Source organism: Vibrio sp. R15-SG3-ISO1B (assembly GCF_059833835.1).
In genome coordinates this window covers 1-21,531 of the sequence record NZ_JCBDGG010000014.1, presented here as the reverse complement: position 1 = coordinate 21,531, position 21,531 = coordinate 1, and the positions used below count along the sequence as shown (strand labels likewise).

Here is a 21,531-nt window from a genome sequence, read left to right as displayed (position 1 = left end):
ACAATGACAACTCGTTACGACTACATCATTGTGGGCGCCGGTTCAGCGGGCTGTGTACTGGCAGACAGATTGACCGAAAGCGGTGAGCACCAAGTGCTGCTGCTTGAGGCCGGGGGCAGCGATAAGAGCATTTTTATCCAGATGCCAACGGCGCTCTCTTACCCCATGAACAGTGAAAAATACGCATGGCAATTTGAAACGACGCCTGAGCAAGGCTTAGATGGCCGACAACTGCACTGCCCAAGGGGCAAAGTGTTGGGTGGTAGCTCATCCATCAATGGCATGGTGTATGTGCGCGGTCACGCCTGTGACTTTGACCAGTGGCAGGAACACGGCGCCGAGGGTTGGAACTACCAAGCCTGTCTGCCTTATTTCCGCCGAGCGGAATCTTGGCAGGGCGGCGCAGATGCCTACCGAGGCGGCGATGGGCCGCTTGGCACCTGTGGTGGCAACAATATGGAGCTCAATCCGCTATACCGCGCCTTTATTGATGCTGGCGTGGAAGCGGGCTATCCCGAAACCGACGATTACAATGGCTATCAGCAAGAAGGTTTTGGTGCGATGGACATGACGGTAGACAAAGGGGTTCGCGCTTCTACGTCTAACGCCTACCTAAAGCGTGCCCGTAAGCGTTCAAACTTGACTCTGATTAAAGGCGTCGTTGCGCGCAAAGTGCTACTCGATAACGGCCGTGCGATTGGCGTGGAGTATGAAAAGTCGGGTCAGATAACACAAGCAATGGCGAGCGTCGAAGTGATCGCCAGCGCCGGTTCCATTGGCTCGGTGCAACTGCTGCAACTGTCCGGTATTGGGCCTAAAGCGGTGCTTGAGGCGGCGGGTGTCGAGGTCAAACATGATCTACCGGGCGTGGGTGAAAACCTGCAAGACCACTTAGAGGTCTACTTCCAATATCACTGCACCCAGCCGATTACGCTCAACAGCAAACTTGGCTTAGTCAGTAAGGGCATGATCGGCGCTGAGTGGATCCTGACGCGCAAAGGTTTAGGGGCCACCAACCATTTTGAGTCGTGCGCCTTTATTCGCTCACGTGAAGGGTTGAAGTGGCCCAATATTCAATATCACTTTTTGCCTGCGGCGATGCGCTACGACGGACGAGCGGCGTTTGATGGCCACGGTTTCCAAGTGCATGTTGGCCCCAATAAGCCTGAAAGTCGTGGCCGCGTGGCGATCACGTCGGCGAATCCGCACGATAAGCCGCAGATTGAGTTCAACTACATCTCGACTGAGCAAGACAAGCAAGACTGGCGAGATTGCATTCGCCTGACACGAGAGATTCTCAACCAGCCAGCGATGGATGCGTTTCGCGGTGAAGAGATTCAACCCGGCAGCGACGTCACCAGTGATGAGGCGATTGATGAGTGGGTGAAACAGAACGTAGAGAGTGCGTACCACCCGTCGTGCAGCTGCAAAATGGGCGCAGACGATGACCCGATGGCGGTATTGGATGAAAGCTGTCGAGTTCGTGGCGTGGAGAGTTTGCGTGTTGTGGACTCATCCATCTTCCCGACCATTCCTAATGGCAACCTCAACGCGCCCACCATCATGGTGGCTGAGCGTGCAGCGGATATGATTCTGGGCAAGCCTCTGCTTGAGCCAGACAACCAACCTGTGTGGGTTGCACCGAAATGGCAAGAAAAACAGCGAATTCATGCGCCCAAACGTGCGCACATCATCAAGTAAAGCGAAGGAAAGACTCGCAAAAAGCGAGCACGGACCGGCACGTTGCGGCCGGTCAACATAATAAGCAGTTAGTAAAAACAGAAAGTTAGTAAAAAGGAAATCAACATGTCTATGATGACGAAAACCTTCTCAACACTCGCTCTGTCGAGTTTAGCGATCAATGCGTATGCCAACCAGTGTGAAACCGTGCGTTTCGCCGATGTCGGTTGGACGGACATTACCGCGACCACCGCAGTCACGTCTGAAGTACTGAAAGGTCTGGGTTACCAAACTAAGACGGATCTGCTCTCTGTACCCGTCACTTACTCTTCGATGGCAAACGGTGATATCGATATCTTCCTTGGCAACTGGATGCCAACGATGGAGGGAGATATCGCTAAATACCGTGAAGCTGGCACAGTGGAAACCGTACGTGCCAATCTAGAGGGTGCGAAGTACACGCTAGCAGTACCGAAATACGTCTATGAAGCGGGGGTGAAAGACTTCGCTGATATCGCGAAAAACGCCGACAAATTCCGCGACCGCATTTATGGCATTGAGCCAGGAAATGACGGCAACCGCCTAATCCAATCCATGATAGATAGCGATGCATTTGGCCTGAAAGCGTTCAGCCTAGTTGAATCAAGCGAGGCCGGCATGGTGTCTCAAGTGGCACGCGCTGTACGCCGCAATCAGTGGATTGTCTACCTTGGCTGGGCGCCGCACCCAATGAACAGCAATATTGAGATGGAATACCTCGCGGGCGGCGATGACTTCTTTGGCCCGAACTACGGCGGTGCGAACGTGTACACCAACGTGCGAGCGAACTACTTGTCTGAATGTGGCAACGTTGGCCAACTACTGAAAAACCTTGAGTTTAGCCTTGAGATGGAAAACCAGTTGATGGAAGCCATCTTGAATCAAAATGTTAAACCTTCAATTGCGGCTCAGCAGTGGCTAAAAGCCAACCCAGAGCAGGTTGAAAAGTGGCTAGAAGGCGTGAAGACCATCAACGGTAAAGACGCGGCTTCAGCGGTGAAAAACTACATTGATTCAAAAGCGTAATTCAAATGGGTGGGCACTGCCCACCCGCAACATCAAGGTTATATTGTGAATTTTATTACTGACAACAAAATCCCATTGGGTGAGTGGATGGAAGCAGGGGTTGATTGGCTAACATTTAACGCTGCTGGGCTGTTTGATGCGATTTCTCTCTTTCTTGAAACCATTATTCTGTTTGTTGTAGACATTTTTAAATGGATGCCACCTGCGATGCCGATCTTAATGACGGCGGCCATTGCTTGGTATCTGCATCGTAGTCTTCCGCTGGTGTTATTCATTATTGGCGCGTTGCTGACGATTCTCAATCTTGGCTACTGGCAAGAGATGCTAGAAACCTTTGTTTTAGTCTTTGCTGCGACAACGATTTCTGTATTAATTGGCGTGCCTCTGGGCATTATGGCGGCGCACCGTCGTTGGCTCTACACCCTGCTCAGACCGATTCTCGACTTAATGCAAACCGTACCCACGTTTGTTTATTTAATCCCCACGCTGGTTCTGTTTGGCTTGGGTATTGTCCCGGGGCTGATTTCAACCATCATCTTCGCCATTGCTGCGCCGATTCGTTTGACTTACCTCGGCATCACTAAAGTACCGGAAGAGCTGGTCGAAGCCGGTAAAGCGTTTGGTGCCACGCGCATGAAACTGCTGTTTAAAGTGGAACTGCCTGCGGCCATGCCAAGCATTATGGCGGGCGTGACTCAGTGCATTATGTTGTCTTTGTCGATGGTGGTGATTGCCGCGCTGGTGGGAGCGGACGGCCTAGGAAAACCCGTAGTGCGTGCACTCAACACGGTGAACATTTCGCAAGGTTTTGAAGCCGGACTTGCCATCGTATTGGTTGCTATCATCCTTGATCGACTGTGTAAATCACCGAACCAGAAGGAAGCCTAATCATGAAAGCGATTACGATTAACAATCTTGATGTGGTGTTTGGTGACAAACCACAACTGGCCCTCGATTTACTCGACAAAGGACTATCACGCCAAGAGATCATTGACCAAACCTCGCAAGTGGTGGGGGTCGATAATGTCTCTTTGTCGGTCGATGAAGGCGAAATTTGTGTCTTGATGGGCCTCTCTGGCTCGGGCAAATCCAGCCTGCTTCGCGCGGTCAATGGGCTTAATACGATCTCTCGTGGTTCGTTAACCATCAAAGATGGTGATTCACAAGTGGATCTCGCCAACTGTGATGAACAGACACTGCGCCATTTGCGCACGCATCGTGTCTCTATGGTGTTTCAAAAGTTCGCCCTTATGCCTTGGCTCACCGTATTGGACAACGTCGCCTTTGGTCTTGAGTTGCAAGGGCAAGGAAAAGCTGAGCGAAGAGCCAAAGCGCGCGAGCAGCTCGAGATGGTGGGCTTAGCCGAGTGGGAAGATAAGTTCCCGCATGAGCTCTCAGGGGGGATGCAGCAACGTGTTGGTCTTGCTCGTGCCTTTGCGATGGACAGTGATATTTTACTGATGGATGAGCCGTTTTCCGCGCTCGACCCACTGATCCGTGCTCAGTTGCAAGATGAACTGATTTTGTTGCAGAAGAAACTGAATAAAACCATCTTGTTCGTCAGTCACGATCTTGATGAAGCGCTTAAAATCGGCAACAACATAGCGATTATGGAGTCAGGCAAGCTGATCCAACACGGCAAACCAGAAGCGATCATCCTGACGCCAGAGAACGACTACGTACGTGATTTTGTTGCGCACACCAATCCGCTCAATGTGTTGAAAGGGCGCTCCTTGATGCAGCCGGTGGAAGAGTTGAAGCACAACGCCAACCAATGGCAAGTGTGCGGCAGTGACGCGCTGTGGGTAAGGCAACAAGGCGAGCGCCTCGAACTCGCGCCTGACTCCTCGCTCTCTTTGCTGTATTGGGATGCCAGCAAGGGTGATTTCGACGCCGTGAATGCCTCGACCGTGGTGGTCACCAGCCCGGACATTGGGATGCGTGAAGCGATTGAACTGAAACAGCGCAGCGGGCAGCCTATCTTATTGATGGAAGAGGGGCGCTTAGTGGGCGTGTTGAACGACAGTGAGTTTTATGACGCGTTGCTAGGCAACTACAACGCGCCGAAAGCAGCGTAGTGAAACCCCTGCATCGTTAGCGTTCATCTCAATCTGAACGCCATCAAAAAGGGCTGACGTATCGTCAGCCCTTTTCGGTTTAGTGTTTACGGCCAGTGCCACTTCTGACTAACTCTTGACCATTTTGGAACACATCTTCCGTGACCCAGCGGCCAAGAATCAATTGATGGTTGTCATCGAGCACTGCGACAAATCGGCGCCCGTCTGCGTTGCTGGTCGCAAGGGCGATACCGGCGACACCCTGTAGGCCAAGCGTGCCGTTTTCAACGGCGATCAAAAAGGCTTCAAGTTCTTCTAGGCTGGCGATAATTGTGTCGTCATTAATCATATTGGTTATCTCTTGGTCTATCTTGTTGACATCTGTGCGGCATTACACGCATAGCCGCCACTCTATCACTGCCGCTTAGGCTGTGACAATCAAATCACCCTCTTGGCCAACATACAGGATACCTTTTAGGCATTCATCACTGAGGCTGATACACTGAAGGTGAATATGGATTTCAGGAACCTTCAGATGCAAAGCGCGCCCATTCTCTATTATGTTTACGATCCGATGTGCTCATGGTGTTGGGGCTATCAACCCGTTTGGCAGCAAGTCAAACAGCAACTCTCAGGTACGGTTAGCGTGCAGTACGTGGTTGGCGGTTTAGCACCAGACAGTGATGAGCCGATGCCAATGGCGATGCGAGAGCAAATTGCCTCCTACTGGCGCAAAATTGAAAACTTGCTCGGCACGCCATTTAACTACGATTTTTGGAGCAGGAACACGCCAAGGCGCTCAACGTACCCTGCATGTCGCGCTGCCATGGCGGCGCGCAAGCAAGACGCCGAATTGGTAATGATCAACGCGATTCAACGCGCCTATTATCTTGAGGCGAAAAATCCCAGTGATGATGAGGTGTTGCTTGCACTCGCCAGCCAGGCTGGGCTGGATATGACGCGCTTTGAAGAGGACTATCGCAGTGTGCAGCTCAACCAGTCTTTGCTGGATGAGATTCGTTTTTCTCGCCAGATTGGCGCGAATGGGTTCCCTTCTTTGGTGTTACGCATTGAGGATAACGTTTATCCCATAGCCGTGGATTATCGTGATGCACACAATACAGTTACCCTCGTGCGCTCGGTGTTGGAGGAGCAATCATGATTTCTATTGAGCCACTCAGTGAACAGACCATTGATGGCGTAAGAGGGGTCACGCTACCCCAAGCGCAAGTGAAGTTTGCGGGGACCGCCGAGGAGTTTCTCTCCGATCATTGCCCAACCACACATCGGCATGTGATTCTGGCCGGCGATAACGTAGTCGGCTTTTTCAAACTCGATATCGCTTATCGTCGCCGCTACGACTTTTGTCCCGATCACGCAATGGGGCTCAGAGCGTTTGCCATCGACGCCGCTCATCAAGGTAAAGGGTATGGCAAAGCAGCGATTCGCGCATTGATGCCGTATCTCGTCGCCAATTATCCGCAGTTTGAGACGATTTACCTTACGGTCAACTGCAAAAATCCCGGCGCGCAAGCCTGCTATCTCAAAAGCGGCTTTGTCGATACTGGCAAGATCTATTTAGGTGGTTCTGCCGGCCCGCAACACATCATGAGAGCGACCATTCATGCTTAAGTCGTTGGTATAAAAAGGGATAAGTACCAGAAAAAAACGGCTCGACCGTGTCTGAATTTTTCTAGACAGGGTCGAGCCGTTTGAGTGGCGGCGCAGGGCTTAGACGAGTTTGGTCTTCGTCACTTCTTTAATCGCCGACAGAATCAAGGTAGGCAGAGAGGCGGCCATGATGACACCAAATAGGTGACCACCTTGCAAGGCTTCAGTGCTGAAGATCAGCTGACCAATACCGGTATAGATGACGCTAAGCGATAGCGTGGCTGAGATAGCAACGGCGCCAAGCAGCGACTTGTTGGTCAATGGGTTCTTACGGAACAAGGTCGTGAATGAGCGCGAGTCAAACAGGTGCCACAGCTGAGCAAACACCAGCATCGCAAAGGCCATAGTTTGTGCGTAGTTTGCACTAAAACCATTGTCTAGCGCCCAGTTAAACGCTAAGTAGCTCATTGCGCCAAGGGCCAAGCCACGGGTGACAATGCGAGTGCCTAAGTGGTTGCTGAAGAAGCTCTCGTTACGCTTGCGAGGTTTGCGTTCCATCAAATCTTTTTCTTCTGGATCAACACCCAGAGCCAGTGCCGGTAGGCCATCTGAAACCAAGTTAATCCACAAGATCATCAATGGCGTGAGCGGCAAAATCGCCTCTGGTCCCATCATCAAGAAAGCAAATAGGATCACCGATACTTCACCGACGTTCGCCGTCAGAGCTTGGCGAATGAACTTGCGTAGGTTATCGAAGATTTGGCGACCTTGACGAACCGCTTTCACTATGGTGCTGAAGTTGTCATCCAGCAGAATCAAATCACCGGAATCTTTGGCGACCGAGGTACCTGTGATACCCATCGCAACACCGATGTCAGCACGGCGCAAGGCTGGAGCGTCATTGACGCCATCACCTGTCATCGCAGCAACTTCATTGTTGAACTGCTGAGCTTGAACGATGCGCAGTTTGTGCTCAGGCGTCACGCGAGCAAACACGGCCACTTGTGGGCATATACGGCGCAATTCGTCATCGTCCATCGCATCGAGCTCAGCACCGGTGACGACGCGGTCTTTCTCGCTGCGAATAATGCCGATCTCACGTGCAATTGCGGCGGCGGTCAATGCGTGGTCGCCGGTGATCATCACAGTGCGAACGCCCGCATCGAAACAGCTGTCTACCGCAGCGCGTACTTCAGGGCGCGGTGGATCCATGATGCCGTAAAGACCTAGCAGAATGACCTCTTGCTCAAGCTCGCTGTGATCGCGTTTGAGATCGTCATCGCTTAACTCTTTGTAACCGACCGCCAACGTGCGCAGCGCTTGGTGGGCAAAATCTTGAATCGCCGCCTCATAGTTGGTCACGATGGAATCCGCAACATCAGTCTTTAGGGCACAGTTACCAACCGTCGCGCTCACCGGCAGCTTAGATACATATTGACCATCCACCATAAAACCGGCGGAGTGGTTCAATACCACATCGGGTGCGCCTTTAATGGCGAGGAAATGCTTACCTTCAGGGCTTCGAACAATCACGGACGCCATTTTGCGCGCTGAATCAAACGGGAACTTTTCAACAATAGAGTAACCGCCCGTGCTCAGCATTTCAGATTGCTCTAGGCCTGCTTTGGCGGCTGCGACGATCAAAGCGCCTTCGGTTGGGTTACCGCGCACTTTAGACTGGTCACCATCTTTGAGGTATTCGGCGTCGTTACACAGGGTCGCGACGACTAAGCCTTTCATCATTTCCGGGCTTTGCTTGGCGTCAATATGGTGACCGAGTGGTTTGAATTCACCTTCTGGGCTAAAGCCTTTACCACTCACTTCCCAATAGCGGCCGCTCACATCGTAAGCTTTCATTACCTGCATTTGGTTTTGAGTCAGCGTGCCGGTTTTGTCTGAACAGATGACGGTAGTCGAGCCCAGCGTTTCAATCGCAGAGAGCTGTTTAGCCAGTGCGTTGTTCTTCACCATTTGCGTGGAGCCCATGGTCAATACAATCGAGATAACCGTTGGCAGACCTTCTGGAATTGCTGCGACCGAGAGCGAAATACCCGTGTTAAGAATTTCAAGCCACGGCATACCGTGATAAAGACCAATACCACACACCACAGCCACGACGGCGAGCGCCGCGACCATCAAGATTTTTGCGATGGTATCCATGCGCTCTTGCATTGGCGTTTTGGTCTCTTCGGTGTTCGCCATCATATCGGCGATGTGGCCCACTTCGGTTTTCATACCCGTGTTGACCACAATACCTAAGCCAGTACCTGACGTGACGATGGTGGTCATAAAGCCCATGTTGCGTTGATCGCCAAGACCAACCGTGGCATCATCGATCACCTCGACTTTCTTATCGACAGGTTCCGATTCACCTGTGAGCGCCGCTTCATCAATCGACAAGCGGTTGGCTTCGATAATGCGCACATCGGCGGCAAGAATGTCACCGGTGCTGATTTTTAGGATATCTCCCGGCACGATCTCTTTGGCCGGAATATCCATCCACTGGCCGTCACGTTTTACTTGCGCGGTAGGCGCCGCCATCTCGCGTAGGGCTTCCATCCCTTTTTGCGCTTTGAACTCTTGCCAAAATGCGATGATGGCATTGATGAAGATGATCACCGTGATCGCAATGGCGTCGACGAGGTGTCCGGTAAAAAAGGACACTATCGCGCCAATACCGAGGATAAAGATTAGAGGGTTTTTGAACTGGTGAAGGAAAAGCTCTAGCGCGGATTTGCCGGCTTGCTCTTGCAGTTCATTTTTACCGTATTGTGATTGTCGGTTCGCGACGTCTTGCGCTGTTAAGCCTTGCTCAATGGAGGTTTCAAGCACCTCTTTTGTAGCGTCAACCGACTCAGTAAACCACTTTTTAGTCATCGTTTGCTCCGTTTGGATTCAGTCGATATCAGTAAAATCACCAACTGATAGAAAAAATCGCTGAATCTGAAAATCAAGATCTCTGCAAAAGCATGTTCCTTGGGGGAAGGTTAAAGTCATATTGAATGACAATTATCTAGTTCAGAGATAAATAACCTACTAAAAAGTGGATGGGCTTGTAATTATCTTTCAAAAGGCAAACAGGTGGAGTAGAGCACTTCTATGATGCAGGTCAGGTCAAGTGAGATCGGCTGAGGGAAAGGTGCAGTTTAGTGTAAGCAAGTATAAATAAGACATGAGTTTAACGGAAATTTGGCTTCCAAATTTCCGAATTGTGAAAGTAACTTTCACAATGGCACGGTTTCCAATGCGTGCAGTTGCGTCGAAACCATGCTCAAGATTGAGCATGGTTTAACGCGTAGGAGCAACGACTAATGATAGAAAAGTCGGTTTGAGCGCCATTTTAGTAGATAAGGATCGTAGATTTGGAATATGGCTTATTCCAAATCCGTGTTGGATTCCTCAATCAAGGCTCGAGAGTAGTCATCCAACAGCAGAGCAAAGGTGTTGACGCTGTGGTCACGGTAAATGCCTGCTTTAAAATAGGGGCCGAGACAATCGACATAACTGGTTGGCCCGTGGTGGTTCACGACGGATTGGCCATTGATCATAATGGCAAGGTAGCCGTCAGAGTTAGGCGTCCACTTCACCTTGACATCAAACTGATACCAGCGATTCTTCTCGATAGGCGCGCTGAGGTAGTGCTGAGTTCTCGTCATGCCGTGTTTGTTGTCGGTGTTCACCGCTAGCTGACTGGTTTGGGAGCGAATCAAAAAGCGGTCATTACGTAGTTCAATCCCAAGGTTTGGGCTACGGCTGATTTCATTCAGATGACGATCAGGCGTGGCATGCCACTGCGCAATTAAAGCGCGCACATCGTCGTATTGCCATTGGTCATTGATCAGCACTTTAAATCGATAGTGTATTGGCTGATTGAACGGTGCTTTATAGCGATCGTACACTTCCGCGCGATAGGCGTACCCAGAGCGCGTACGAAATTGATCGCCGTCTCGCAATTCTAATCGCAGTACATTATCGCTTGAGTCCATCGGATCTTGGACTATCATCGCAGAGTGCGGGTAGCCAAAATGGCTTCCCCAACCCTGCAAATCATCATACGGACTGTGCCATTGATGCGCCGTGTCATCGGGTTTGATATCAGGGCAACTCAATTGAGCGACCGATTGCTCAGCACACGCTATCAACAGTGGCGCCAGAAGAATGGGTAAAAGTAACTTCATGATAAACGCAGACCTGCCACCACTGAAAAAGAGGTCAATAAACCGATGAGATGGTTCGAGAAGTATATCGTTGAAATCGCCTAAGCGTCTGTGCCCTGTGCCATTGTTGGAACACTGGCGTTTAATTTGCTGTAGGGTGATGGATGGGAAGGACGAGGAGCTTATAGGCGCTTCGTTTGAGTGGAGGTGTTTGCGACTATTAGTGAAGACTTGCTATGACTTGACCGTTTTTTGGCTCGCAATTATCTCTTGCTGCTTCTACTCAAAAATACTTTGATATCTGCGTAAATGTTTTTGTTGTAAGAGCAGCTAAAACACCCTCCATGATCATATGTATATTCGCTGCTATATTTACTCGATGATTCTATAAATGCAATAAAGAGTGCACATATGTCGTTACTACACAAAGTATGCTTTTTCATAATCTCCCTGACTTCTCTCGTCGCTTGCTCTTCAGTCAATGAGGTAGAGAGGGGTAATTTTGGAGACTTTCAACGTTCGTTAAACAATAAGTCTTATGGGTACACATTGACCGTTGATCCTTTACTTGAGAGTAAACCAGATGCCTTAGTTGAGAGATTTGAAGTCCGATATGGTGATTGCTCTAGCAATCAAGATTGGAATGATTGTAAGAAAGATAGAGAGAGAAGTGAACTTAGTGAAAGAAGCAAGACAACTCATGATGGCGATCACTATTGGTATGGCTGGCAAATATACTTTCCAGACAATTACACGAATATTTACCCGACTAAGGTAGCGTTAGGACAGTTTCATCAAATGAACTCTCACCCGGTCTGGATGTTTCAGAACGCAGATGGAGGCTACTCCTTGGATGACCAAGTTTGGGGGGGTACTCGTAAACTATATCCTTTGATATCTGAAGAGGAACTGAGAGGTAAATGGCACAAAATAGAGATAGATGTCAAATGGACACGAGATGATAACGGTTGGTTCCGTGTATGGGTGAATGGTGAACAAAAGGTTGATTATTCTGGGCAGACTATGGAAGCGAGCACGGTATATTTTAAATATGGAATATATCGCTCATTTATAGAGCGTTATAGGATTAGGTATTCGAAGACTATTAAGCCGACAAAAGATGATATTGTACCAACGCAAACTGTTTTCTATAAGAATGTTTCTAGGGCAAATAGCCGAGAAGGCTTACTTCACTAATGTGGGCGCGACAGTTACACAGAATTATTTACAGGGTCACAAAAGGCGAACCAAATGGTTCGCCTTTTGTTTTCAAGTTAGTTTCCAACTTAGTTATCGGTTTCCAACTTGGTTATCTGTGATCACTACGTCACTTACCCTTCATAACTCTCAATACTCGGGCAAGAGCAGATCAAGTTGCGGTCACCGTAGACGTTGTCGACACGGTTGACGGTTGGCCAGTATTTCCATTGCTTAGTCGCGCTGGATGGGAAGCAACCCACTTCGCGTGAGTATGGGCGATCCCAGTGTTCGCTCGCCAAATCCACTTGTGTGTGCGGTGCGTTGACCAGTGGGTTGTTGTCGAGTGGCCAAGCGCCTTCTTTAACGGCGTTCATCTCTTCGCGGATGGCAATCATCGCATCGCAGAAACGATCCAACTCAGCCAGATCTTCAGATTCCGTTGGTTCAACCATCAAGGTGCCGGCAACGGGGAATGACATGGTAGGCGCGTGGAAACCGTAGTCCATCAAACGCTTCGCGATGTCTTCTTCACTGATGCCGATCTCTTCTTTTAGCGGTCGGATGTCGATGATGCACTCATGCGCCACTCGGCCGTTCTTACCGCGATAAAGTACAGGGTAGTGAGGGCGCAGGCGCTCCATTATGTAGTTGGCGTTCAAGATTGCGACTTTAGTGGCTTCAGTGAGTCCAGCCTCGCCCATCATCGCGATGTACGCCCAAGAGATAGGCAGGATAGATGCACTACCAAGATCCGCGGCAGAGACGGCAAACTCTTTACCTTCAACACCGTTTTCAATATGACCTGGCAAGAAAGGAGCGAGATGCGACCTGACGCCAATCGGGCCCATACCCGGGCCACCGCCACCATGCGGGATACAGAAGGTTTTGTGTAGGTTGAGGTGAGAGACATCAGAGCCAATCAAGCCCGGTGAGGTCAAACCTACCTGCGCGTTCATGTTGGCACCGTCTAGATAAACTTGGCCACCCGCCGCATGCACCATTTCACACACCTGCTTCACTTGCTCTTCGTACACGCCGTGTGTGGAAGGGTAGGTGATCATGATGCTAGAGAGGTTGTCAGCGTGCTTTTCAATTTTGTCCGCCAGATCGGTCAAATCGATGTTGCCGTCTTCATCACATTTCACCACCACGACTTTCATCGACACCATTGAGGCCGTCGCAGGGTTGGTGCCGTGCGCTGAGCTTGGGATGAGACACACATTACGGTGACCTTCGCCACGGCTCTCATGGTAACGCTGAATAGCAATCAGACCCGCGTACTCACCCGACGCGCCAGAGTTAGGCTGCAATGAAAAATCATCATAACCTGTGATTTCACACAGCTTCTCTTTCAGATCTTTCGCCAATGCCGCGTAGCCTGCGGCTTGCTCTAGTGGCGCAAACGGGTGAAGAGCGCCGAACTCAGGCCAAGTGACAGGAATCATCTCGGCTGCGGCGTTGAGCTTCATAGTACAGCTGCCGAGCGGGATCATGCCGTGTGTCAGTGAGAAGTCTTTGTTCTCAAGCTGCTTGAGGTAACGCATCATCTGCGTTTCACTGTGATGCGTGTTGAAGACTGGGTGCGTTAGGTACGCTGACGTGCGGCGTAGTGTTTCAGGAATCGCGGCGTACTCATTGCCACCGATTTCTGACGACAGTCCGTTGATCTCTTCTTTCACACCAAACACGTCAAATAGCGCGGCGATGTCATCAGTGGTGGTGGTTTCATCCAAACTCACGCCCAGTTGCGCTTTATCTGCGATCAGGCGCAGGTTGATGTCTGCCGCTTGTGCTTTAGCATACAGCGCCTCTGTTTGGCTGCCTGAATTGATGGTGATGGTATCGAAGAAGCTGTTGTGCGCCAGCTCGAAGCCAGATTTGGTCAGGCCAGCGGCTAAAATTGCTGTCATGTGATGCGTGCGGCGTGCGATGGTACGTAGACCTTGTGCGCCGTGGTAAACCGCGTAGAACGACGCCATATTGGCCAGCAGTGCTTGCGCGGTACAGATGTTCGATGTCGCTTTTTCGCGGCGGATGTGCTGCTCACGGGTTTGCATCGCCATACGCAGGGCTTGGTTGCCGTTGGCATCAATGGATACGCCAATCACGCGTCCTGGCATGGTGCGCTTGTGTTTGTCACGCGTCGCCATAAACGCTGCGTGTGGGCCGCCGTAACCCATAGGTACGCCGAAACGTTGCGCTGAACCAATCACCACATCTGCGCCCATTTCGCCCGCTGGCTTAAGCAGTGCGCACGCGAGTAGGTCGGTCGCAACCGCAACCAGTGTTTTGTTGGCTTGCGCTTTGGCGATCACGTCGCTCAAATCGCGCACTTCGCCTGTGGTACCAGGGTATTGAACCAAGGCACCGAATACGTCTTGTTCTGGGAGAGAGTCCAGTGACCCTATGGTGACATCAAAGCCGATGTATTTTGCACGCGTTTTGACGACTTCAATCGTTTGAGGGTGCACATCATCGGCAACAAAAAAGACGTTGCTCTTGCTCTTGCCGGCGCGTTTACACAGCGTCATCGCTTCTGCTGCTGCAGTTGCTTCATCCAGAAGGGAGGCGTTCGCGATGTCCATCGCGGTTAAATCCATCACCATCTGTTGGAAGTTGAGCAGAGATTCCAAACGTCCTTGTGAGATTTCCGGCTGATAGGGCGTGTAGGCCGTGTACCAACCTGGGTTTTCCATCACGTTACGCAGAATCACGTTGGGCGTGAAGGTGTTGTAGTAGCCTTGACCAATGAAGGTGCGCTTGACTTGGTTTTGATCGGCGAACTGACGCATAGCGCTCAGCATATCCGCTTCGCTCTTGGCTGGGGCCAAGCTCAGTGGCTGCTCAAGACGAATCTGCGGCGGCACCGTTTCCTCAATCAGAGCATCTAAGCTGGTGGCATTGATGGCCGCCAACATGGCTTGTTGGTCTTGTGTGTTTGGGCCGTTGTGGCGAGCAACGAACTCATTTTGTGTGCTGAGGCTTTGAAGTAATTCAGTCATTGTCCTTTACCTGCTCCAAAGTTCGCTGAGCGAACCGTGAAAAAAAGCTGCCTCCTAGATGGGGGCAGCTTTGCTGTTGTGCTTATTACTCGTCTTCGATTGAGTTTAGGTATTCTTCGGCGTCTTTTAGGTCATTAAGCTCAGAAGGATCCGACATCTTCACTTTGACGATCCAGCCGCCTTCATACGGTTCTTCGTTGATTAGCTCTGGGCTGTCTTCGAGCTCTTCGTTGATTTCGATGATTTCACCGGTGATCGGCGCGTAAATATCAGAAGCGGCCTTAACCGATTCAACCAACGAGAAGCTGTCGCCGGCTTCAATCTCGTCTTCTACTTCCGGTAGGTCGACGAAGACCACGTCGCCAAGCATTTCTTGAGCGTGCTCAGAAATACCGATAGTTACAGTGCCATCACCGTTGTCACGTACCCACTCATGGCTATCTGCAAACTTCAGTGTTTTGTCCATTGCTTAATCTCCAAAATAACTAAGATAAAATTGATTATTGGTACAGTGGGAAGCGATGACACAAGGCTTTCACTTCTTTGCGAACGCGTTGCTCTACTTCTGTATTTCCGTCTGGGTTATCGACTAACCCGTCCAGAACATCACCAATCCATTGTCCGATAAGTTTGAATTCTTCAGCGCCAAAGCCGCGGCTGGTTCCCGCAGGCGTTCCCAATCGAATGCCCGATGTAATCATAGGCTTCTCAGAATCGAATGGGATGCCATTTTTGTTACATGTGATCCCGGCACGCTCAAGCGCTTCTTCTGCTTTGTTACCCTTTAACCCTTTTGGCCTCAGGTCGACGAGCATCAAATGCGTGTCCGTACCGCCTGTCACAATGTCACACCCGCGAGTTTGCAACACCTCGGCAAGAACTTTTGCGTTGCTGATCACCGAATTGATATAAGTCTTAAACTCTGGCCCGAGTGCTTCACCAAACGCCACCGCTTTCGCTGCAATAACATGCATCAATGGTCCGCCTTGCAGCCCAGGGAAGACAGCAGAGTTAATCTTTTTGATGATGGTTTCATCATTGGTCAAAATCATGCCACCACGTGGGCCGCGTAGGGTTTTGTGCGTCGTTGTGGTGACGACATCAGCATAGGGAAGAGGGCTTGGGTGCGCGCCAGTAGCGATAAGGCCGGCGATGTGCGCCATATCGACCATCAGCAAAGCGCCGACTTCGTCAGCAATCGCGCGAAACTGAGCAAAATCAATCGTACGAGGAATGGCGCTGCCGCCCGCGATGATGAGCTTAGGTTGATGCGCTTTTGCCAGTGCACGGACATCGTCGTAATTGATTTCGAGTGTGTCGCGATCCACCCCATATTGCACTGCGTTGAACCATTTACCCGATAGCGCAGGTTTTGCGCCGTGTGTGAGGTGGCCGCCTGCATCAAGAGACATGCCTAAAATGGTGTCACCCGGTTGCAACAGTGCGAGCATGACGGCGCCGTTTGCTTGTGCGCCAGAGTGAGGTTGAACGTTTGCGTATTCACACCGAAAAAGTTTCTTTGCGCGTTCGATAGCGATGGCCTCGACCGTATCGACATGCTCACAGCCACCGTAGTAGCGGCGACCTGGGTAACCTTCTGCGTATTTGTTGGTTAGGCAGGTGCCTTGAGCCTGCATCACCGCTTTTGACACAATGTTTTCTGAAGCGATCAACTCGATCTGTTCGTTTTGTCGAGACAGCTCCGCTTGAATACCGGCAAAGACGGCGTCGTCGGTGGCACTGAGTTGAGTTGAGAAAAAATTCTCTAAGCGATGATTGTGATAGGTGTTGTTCATAGTCGATGACCTTCCAATTGAGTCGTCAGCGTGCTGACTAAATTTTGTGTAAATCCATGCCCCGAAAAGAGAGGGGAAAACCCAACTTGGTCGCAAAAATGGTGCGAAACACTGGGGTAAAAATGCATCTCGACAACTAACAAGTTGGTAACATAGCGGGAGTTGCATCAACAATCAACCAAAAATTTCCTATTGGAAACACGCTTGCGGCTTTTGTTAACGAGTGCACACTATATTTCCTATCCTCACCTTTCCAGTTGTACGACCTTGGGGCACAATGAAATCCAAATAGGAAGTGAAGAAAGTATGACTGAGGGAAACATGTCAGAAGATATCTACGATGAGTACCCGTCCATCACCCTAGCGAAGGAAGCGGGTGATCAAAACATCGAGCCGCTTAAGTTAGGCGAGCGCATCAAAGAGATTCGTAGCAAGTTAGGCATCACGCTTGAGGAAGCCAGTCAACGCACTGGGCTCGCGCGTTCAACGCTTAGTAAAATTGAGAACGAGCAAATATCACCGACTTTCCAAGCGATGCAAAAGTTGGCATCGGGGTTGGCGATAGATATGCCACAACTCTTTGAGCCACCTAGAAAAAAGGTCGCAACAGGGCGAAGAGATGTCACCCGAGTTGGGCACGGCAAACCGCACCCCACGCAGACGTATGAACACGAATTGCTGGCTACTCAATTGTCCAATAAAAAGATGATGCCTTTCAAAAGCCGCGTCCACGCGAGGCGTTTTGAAGAGTACAGTGACTGGGTTCGTCATGATGGTGAAGAGTTTCTATTGATCTTATCGGGCACGGTTCGGTTCTACTCAGAGTTTTATGAACCGATTGAGTTGACAGTGGGTGACAGCGTCTATTATGACGCCAATATGGGCCACATGTTGATCTCAACCAGTGAGCAAGACGCGCATATTTTGTGGGTGACAGCCAAATAACGTGAATCAAATGTAAATTTCTTATAGTGAAAGCAAACGTTTGCTTTTGGGTTGTTTATGCGTAGAATAACGCCGCTTTGATCGAATCTTGCTCAAGGCGGCGTTTTTATTGATGATGCCCTGTTGTGAATTTAATGTTAAATGTCACACTTTCACTTCTCCCGCTCTTATTTAGGGTGCATTCTCGCCATCGTCGTGTTTATTATTGGAAACAAGGTTTCCTCTCAAGGAAAACGGACCGGATCACATGGAGACAACAATGACTCAAGAATTACTGAAAACCCCTCTTCATACTCTGCATGTTGAAGCGGGCGCAAAGATGGTACCGTTCGCTGGCTATGATATGCCTGTGCAATACAAACTCGGCGTTAAGAAAGAGCATCTTCATACCCGAGACGCTGCCGGACTTTTTGATGTGTCCCACATGGGACAATTGCGATTGCATGGTGAAGGGGCTGCGGCCTTCCTTGAGTCTTTGGTTCCTGTCGATATCATTGATTTGCCTGTAGGCAATCAGCGCTACGCGTTTTTTACTAACGACAACGGCGGCATTATGGATGACTTGATGGTGGCCAATTTAGGCGATCACTTGTTTGTCGTGGTTAACGCAGCATGCAAACAGCAAGACATCGATCACTTGCAAGCACATTTGCCATCGGGTGTGGAGCTGGAGGTGATTGAAGATCGCGCCTTACTTGCGATTCAAGGCCCGCAAGCGGTGGACGTATTGGCAAGATTCAACCCTGATGTAGCGAATATGGTCTTTATGGATGTCAAACGCCTCAACTTATTGGGTGTGGAGTGCGTGATCAGCCGAAGCGGCTACACTGGTGAAGACGGATTTGAAATCTCGGTGCCGAACTCACACGCGGAAGAGTTGGCGACCCGTTTAACGGCGGAAGGTGAGGTAGAATGGATTGGCCTAGGCGCGCGCGATTCTCTGCGCTTAGAGTGTGGTTTATGTCTTTACGGCCATGACCTTGACCCGACCACTACACCGGTTGAGGCTAGTTTGCTTTGGGGCATCCAGAAAGTGCGACGCATCGGCGGCGAGCGAGAAGGGGGCTTCCCAGGAGCCGACATTATTCTTGGTCAAATTGAATCGAAAGATGTCTCGCGCAAGCGCGTCGGTCTTGTGGGTCAAACCAAAGCGCCGGTTCGTGAAGGCACTGAGTTATTTGATGAATCAGACAACAAAATCGGCATCGTCACCAGCGGCACCGCAGGCCCGAATGCCGGCAAGCCCGTTTCTATGGCGTATGTCCGCGCCGATCTAGCCAGCATCGGCACCACTCTGTTTGCCGAGGTTCGTGGTAAAAAACTGCCCATGACGGTAGAAAAAATGCCGTTTGTCCCGCAGAGATACTATCGCGGTTAATCATGGTTTAATGATAGATATTGTGCATAAACCTCTCTGCGGAGAGGTTTTTTTGTATCAATAATTGGGTAGAATCAAGGCTGCTGTTTCAAGGATTTATTGAATGAAAAACGTATTTCTCTTATTGGGTGTCATGCTCGCGACCCCGCTCTATGCCGCCGATGTGTCTACTTATATAGTGAATGGTGATGATGTTTCAGTAAGCAGCTATCCCTCATTTGCGAGTTTATATTTTGATGATGACGCCTACTATGGTTATCGCTGCGGCGCGACGGTCATCAACGCTGAGTACGTGCTGACAGCGGCGCATTGTGTGTACGGTGCCGAGAGTGAGATGCTTCACTACTGGGTGGTTCCCCAACTCCAAGATACGGCCGACTATTTGAGCACGTCCAATAAATACCGAGTGAAAGAGTACTATTATCCGGACACTTATGTTGATTCCGCCCCTTGGCCAAACGACATCGCGATCTTAAAACTTGAATCAACGATCAGTGGTAATCCAGACTACAGTGCTTCGCTCAACAGCATAGCCAACGATACGTATGTTGAATCGAAATCGAGCGATAATTTTATCGCTATCGGTCATGGTTTAATTGAGGGGAATCAATCCAGCAGTGGCTACCTCCAAGCTACCTCTCTCGATATCATCTCACCAAGTTCGACCTGCGATTCGAGCATTTCCGACAAACAGCTCTGTTTTGATGGGGAAGTGTCCGGTAACTACAAAAACTCCACATGCGAAGGGGACTCTGGTGGACCAGTGTTTTGGTACAATGGTGCCGCCTACGTGCAAATTGGGATCACCAGTTGGGGATTCAAAACGTGTGGAGCGAAGGCTTATGACTACTCTTCCGTATTTACGGAGGTGTATGACTACGATAGTTGGATTCAGTCGGTGATCAGTGGCGGTGAGACCGCCAAGTACTATGTGACCACGTCAAATGGTACACGGACTTTATACCAAACGAGCAGCGGTACGGTGATTGATAGCGCAGATGTCGTGTCAGATACAACAACCACCTCTTCCTCTGGTAGCGGCGGTAGCCTTGGCCTCTTCTCCTTATTGGCACTTGTTCTGTTTGGTCAACGTCGTCACGCTTAAATGGCGTCGATCTTCTCACAAGCGACACTCGTAAACTAAACTTATTGAGTAGAGTGTCGTGAGGGATGAGCATGATGGGTCGATGGAGAGTGGCAGGGTGGGCGATGATGGTGTCCACCGCCTGTGTAAGTGCCGCAGAAATCTCGCCGTATATTGTCAATGGCACGACGACCGATTTAACGGATTACCCCACCTTTGCCAGCTTGTTTTATAAAACGGACAGCGTCTATCAGCCTTCCTCATTTTGCGGCGCAACGCTCATAAACAGTCGTTACGTGTTAACGGCGGCGCACTGCATTTATGGTGATGATGATTTAATGCTCTACACCGTCGTCGCGCCGGGGCTTGATGATGAGGATGATTTTCTCAACGCAGAACAAGCGCGCGCAAGCGAGTTCTATTACCCCGATAACTACCAAAACAGTGAAGCGGCGCTTTGGCCGAATGACATTGCCATCATCAAGCTCGAAACGGCGGTCAGTGCGAGCGACTACACCTATCTTATCAATTCAACAGTCAACAATAGCTTCAGTGATAGCGATACCTTTAAAGCCGTCGGGCATGGCTTGATCGAAGGTGGTACTGATGGCGGCACGCAAGCGCGAGATACGACGCTGGACTACGTCTCCACCGCCACTTGCCGTAGCGAGTTTGGCAGTAATATTACCAGCAAACAACTCTGTTTCAGTGGTGAGATCTCAGCCGGTTACCGAAACTCGACGTGCAGTGGCGATTCCGGAGGCCCTGTCTATTGGGACAATGGCGTCGAGTTTGTTCAGGTGGGGATCACCAGTTTTGGTCCTTCTCAGTGTGGTGATCAATCGGTGAGTGTGACTTCGGTTTTTACCGATGTGTACGATTATCAGGATTGGATCGAGCGGGTCATTAACGGGCAAGAAACGCCAAAAACCTATGTGGTGACAAGCAATGGCCAGCGTCGTTTGGTCTACAGCACTGAAACGACGTCCTCTCCATCAAGTGGCGGTGGTGGAGGGAGCTCAGGTCTACTCTTTTTGGTTTTATTGCTACTTTTTGGCACGCTGAAATGGCACTTGAGAGAAAGATCACAAGGTTAAAATCGATCTGTTTCGATTCTTAAAAATGAGATAATCAATATAAATATCTGAATATTGGAGTAATTGCGTATAAAACTTGAGGAATGTCTCAATCATCCACGTTGACTAATCTGTGCTAAACGATAGTTTTAAATTGTGAATGGGTTGAGCTAGGACTATTACTATGACAAATGGACATCACTACCAAATTACGCTTTTATCAGACGTAAGTATGCAATCAAAACTGTTTCGAGATTCTCTTGAGCAGGGATTACACCTCAAAGTGAACATTGTCACCATGGAAGATTTGCAGTCGGGGCACTTCGATAGCAGCTTGTTAGGTGATTTTGTACTCTTCGATTTTCAGTACATCGACGAAGAAAAGTTTGAACTGTACAGCCAAGCAAAAACGAACAATGACCATGTGTCGCGTGAGATCGTGATTAACTGCCCACAAGAGGTGCCTTCTACGCAACTCTT

The 21,531-nt window shown here is 50.0% G+C and carries 17 protein-coding genes and 1 pseudogene; 12 read left to right on the top strand and 6 right to left on the bottom strand.

From position 1 onward, the window contains the following. The first annotated feature begins 3 nt into the window (after nucleotides 1-3). The 4 genes from betA (at nucleotide 4) to choV (ending at nucleotide 4,823) form a co-directional block, all read left to right on the top strand. Nucleotides 4-1,701 carry a choline dehydrogenase gene (gene betA, locus AC6R0S_RS04700; protein ID WP_500637339.1) on the top strand — a complete coding sequence of 566 codons (1,698 nt, stop codon included), beginning with the start codon at nucleotides 4-6 and terminating at the stop codon, nucleotides 1,699-1,701. Nucleotides 1,702-1,806: 105 nt separating this feature from the next. Beyond that, on the top strand, nucleotides 1,807-2,745 hold the full coding sequence (locus AC6R0S_RS04695; RefSeq protein ID WP_500630844.1) for a choline ABC transporter substrate-binding protein: 939 nt from the start codon (nucleotides 1,807-1,809) through the stop codon (nucleotides 2,743-2,745). Between the two features lie 45 nt (nucleotides 2,746-2,790). Further along, nucleotides 2,791-3,633 carry a choline ABC transporter permease subunit gene (choW, locus tag AC6R0S_RS04690; protein WP_334553378.1) on the top strand — a complete coding sequence of 281 codons (843 nt, stop codon included), beginning with the start codon at nucleotides 2,791-2,793 and terminating at the stop codon, nucleotides 3,631-3,633. A gap of 2 nt (nucleotides 3,634-3,635) precedes the next feature. Next, nucleotides 3,636-4,823, top strand: a complete 1,188-nt coding sequence (gene choV / locus AC6R0S_RS04685) for a choline ABC transporter ATP-binding protein (RefSeq protein ID WP_500637338.1) — start codon at nucleotides 3,636-3,638, stop codon at nucleotides 4,821-4,823. A gap of 79 nt (nucleotides 4,824-4,902) precedes the next feature. Here the strand turns inward: choV and AC6R0S_RS04680 are convergent, their stop codons facing one another. Further along, on the bottom strand, nucleotides 4,903-5,151 hold the full coding sequence (locus AC6R0S_RS04680; RefSeq protein WP_334553381.1) for a hypothetical protein: 249 nt from the start codon (nucleotides 5,149-5,151) through the stop codon (nucleotides 4,903-4,905). Nucleotides 5,152-5,337: 186 nt separating this feature from the next. On the opposite strand from AC6R0S_RS04680, the gene AC6R0S_RS04675 reads away from it, so the two are divergent. Both AC6R0S_RS04675 and AC6R0S_RS04670 read left to right on the top strand, forming a co-directional pair. Further along, nucleotides 5,338-5,964, top strand: a complete 627-nt coding sequence (locus AC6R0S_RS04675) for a DsbA family protein (RefSeq protein WP_500637337.1) — start codon at nucleotides 5,338-5,340, stop codon at nucleotides 5,962-5,964. Then, the gene (locus AC6R0S_RS04670; RefSeq protein WP_500637336.1) at nucleotides 5,961-6,434 is read left to right on the top strand and encodes a GNAT family N-acetyltransferase; all 474 of its coding nucleotides are present in this window, start codon (nucleotides 5,961-5,963) and stop codon (nucleotides 6,432-6,434) included. Before AC6R0S_RS04675 ends, AC6R0S_RS04670 begins: the two co-directional genes overlap by 4 nt. Nucleotides 6,435-6,533: 99 nt before the next feature. Here the strand turns inward: AC6R0S_RS04670 and AC6R0S_RS04665 are convergent, their stop codons facing one another. Beyond that, nucleotides 6,534-9,290: a cation-translocating P-type ATPase gene (locus AC6R0S_RS04665; protein ID WP_500637335.1), complete on the bottom strand. Its 2,757-nt coding sequence runs from the start codon at nucleotides 9,288-9,290 to the stop codon at nucleotides 6,534-6,536. Nucleotides 9,291-9,787: 497 nt separating this feature from the next. Continuing rightward, complete coding sequence (locus AC6R0S_RS04660) at nucleotides 9,788-10,591, bottom strand: polysaccharide lyase family 20 protein (RefSeq protein WP_500637334.1); 804 nt, start codon at nucleotides 10,589-10,591, stop codon at nucleotides 9,788-9,790. Nucleotides 10,592-10,981: 390 nt separating this feature from the next. On the opposite strand from AC6R0S_RS04660, the gene AC6R0S_RS04655 reads away from it, so the two are divergent. After that, nucleotides 10,982-11,767, top strand: coding sequence for a heparin lyase I family protein (locus AC6R0S_RS04655; RefSeq protein ID WP_500637333.1), 786 nt, complete (start codon nucleotides 10,982-10,984; stop codon nucleotides 11,765-11,767). Between the two features lie 134 nt (nucleotides 11,768-11,901). On the opposite strand, the gene gcvP is transcribed toward AC6R0S_RS04655, so the two are convergent. The 3 genes from gcvP to AC6R0S_RS04640 all read right to left on the bottom strand — a co-directional run bounded on the left by gcvP (nucleotide 11,902) and on the right by AC6R0S_RS04640 (nucleotide 16,568). After that, the gene (gcvP, locus tag AC6R0S_RS04650) at nucleotides 11,902-14,772 is read right to left on the bottom strand and encodes an aminomethyl-transferring glycine dehydrogenase (protein ID WP_500637332.1); all 2,871 of its coding nucleotides are present in this window, start codon (nucleotides 14,770-14,772) and stop codon (nucleotides 11,902-11,904) included. Between the two features lie 85 nt (nucleotides 14,773-14,857). Continuing rightward, complete coding sequence (gene gcvH / locus AC6R0S_RS04645; protein WP_334551500.1) at nucleotides 14,858-15,238, bottom strand: glycine cleavage system protein GcvH; 381 nt, start codon at nucleotides 15,236-15,238, stop codon at nucleotides 14,858-14,860. Between the two features lie 34 nt (nucleotides 15,239-15,272). Further along, nucleotides 15,273-16,568 carry a serine hydroxymethyltransferase gene (locus AC6R0S_RS04640; RefSeq protein WP_500637331.1) on the bottom strand — a complete coding sequence of 432 codons (1,296 nt, stop codon included), beginning with the start codon at nucleotides 16,566-16,568 and terminating at the stop codon, nucleotides 15,273-15,275. A 321-nt stretch (nucleotides 16,569-16,889) separates the two neighbouring features. On the opposite strand from AC6R0S_RS04640, the gene AC6R0S_RS04635 reads away from it, so the two are divergent. The 5 genes and pseudogenes from AC6R0S_RS04635 to AC6R0S_RS04615 form a co-directional block, all read left to right on the top strand. Then, nucleotides 16,890-17,513, top strand: a complete 624-nt coding sequence (locus AC6R0S_RS04635) for a helix-turn-helix domain-containing protein (protein WP_334551502.1) — start codon at nucleotides 16,890-16,892, stop codon at nucleotides 17,511-17,513. A 259-nt stretch (nucleotides 17,514-17,772) separates the two neighbouring features. After that, the gene (gene gcvT / locus AC6R0S_RS04630; protein WP_500637330.1) at nucleotides 17,773-18,891 is read left to right on the top strand and encodes a glycine cleavage system aminomethyltransferase GcvT; all 1,119 of its coding nucleotides are present in this window, start codon (nucleotides 17,773-17,775) and stop codon (nucleotides 18,889-18,891) included. Between the two features lie 103 nt (nucleotides 18,892-18,994). Further along, a complete protein-coding gene (locus AC6R0S_RS04625) occupies nucleotides 18,995-19,996 on the top strand; it encodes a S1 family peptidase (RefSeq protein WP_500637329.1) in 1,002 nt (333 codons plus the stop codon). Between the two features lie 74 nt (nucleotides 19,997-20,070). Then, nucleotides 20,071-21,072, top strand: coding sequence for a S1 family peptidase (locus AC6R0S_RS04620; protein ID WP_500637346.1), 1,002 nt, complete (start codon nucleotides 20,071-20,073; stop codon nucleotides 21,070-21,072). 163 nt (nucleotides 21,073-21,235) lie between these two features. Next, nucleotides 21,236-21,531 (top strand): annotated as a pseudogene (locus AC6R0S_RS04615) (helix-turn-helix transcriptional regulator); the annotation flags it as partial.

Excerpts from the sequence above, each read along its gene's own strand:
- betA (WP_500637339.1), top strand. The coding sequence starts at position 4 with ATGACAACTCGTTACGACTACATCATTGTGGGCGCCGGTTCAGCGGGC.
- AC6R0S_RS04695 (WP_500630844.1), top strand. The coding sequence starts at position 1,807 with ATGTCTATGATGACGAAAACCTTCTCAACACTCGCTCTGTCGAGTTTA.
- choV (WP_500637338.1), top strand. The coding sequence starts at position 3,636 with ATGAAAGCGATTACGATTAACAATCTTGATGTGGTGTTTGGTGACAAA.
- AC6R0S_RS04680 (WP_334553381.1), bottom strand. The coding sequence starts at position 5,151 with ATGATTAATGACGACACAATTATCGCCAGCCTAGAAGAACTTGAAGCC.
- AC6R0S_RS04675 (WP_500637337.1), top strand. The coding sequence starts at position 5,338 with ATGCAAAGCGCGCCCATTCTCTATTATGTTTACGATCCGATGTGCTCA.
- AC6R0S_RS04670 (WP_500637336.1), top strand. The coding sequence starts at position 5,961 with ATGATTTCTATTGAGCCACTCAGTGAACAGACCATTGATGGCGTAAGA.
- AC6R0S_RS04665 (WP_500637335.1), bottom strand. The coding sequence starts at position 9,290 with ATGACTAAAAAGTGGTTTACTGAGTCGGTTGACGCTACAAAAGAGGTG.
- AC6R0S_RS04660 (WP_500637334.1), bottom strand. The coding sequence starts at position 10,591 with ATGAAGTTACTTTTACCCATTCTTCTGGCGCCACTGTTGATAGCGTGT.
- AC6R0S_RS04655 (WP_500637333.1), top strand. The coding sequence starts at position 10,982 with ATGTCGTTACTACACAAAGTATGCTTTTTCATAATCTCCCTGACTTCT.
- gcvP (WP_500637332.1), bottom strand. The coding sequence starts at position 14,772 with ATGACTGAATTACTTCAAAGCCTCAGCACACAAAATGAGTTCGTTGCT.
- gcvH (WP_334551500.1), bottom strand. The coding sequence starts at position 15,238 with ATGGACAAAACACTGAAGTTTGCAGATAGCCATGAGTGGGTACGTGAC.
- AC6R0S_RS04640 (WP_500637331.1), bottom strand. The coding sequence starts at position 16,568 with ATGAACAACACCTATCACAATCATCGCTTAGAGAATTTTTTCTCAACT.
- AC6R0S_RS04635 (WP_334551502.1), top strand. The coding sequence starts at position 16,890 with ATGTCAGAAGATATCTACGATGAGTACCCGTCCATCACCCTAGCGAAG.
- gcvT (WP_500637330.1), top strand. The coding sequence starts at position 17,773 with ATGACTCAAGAATTACTGAAAACCCCTCTTCATACTCTGCATGTTGAA.
- AC6R0S_RS04625 (WP_500637329.1), top strand. The coding sequence starts at position 18,995 with ATGAAAAACGTATTTCTCTTATTGGGTGTCATGCTCGCGACCCCGCTC.
- AC6R0S_RS04620 (WP_500637346.1), top strand. The coding sequence starts at position 20,071 with ATGGGTCGATGGAGAGTGGCAGGGTGGGCGATGATGGTGTCCACCGCC.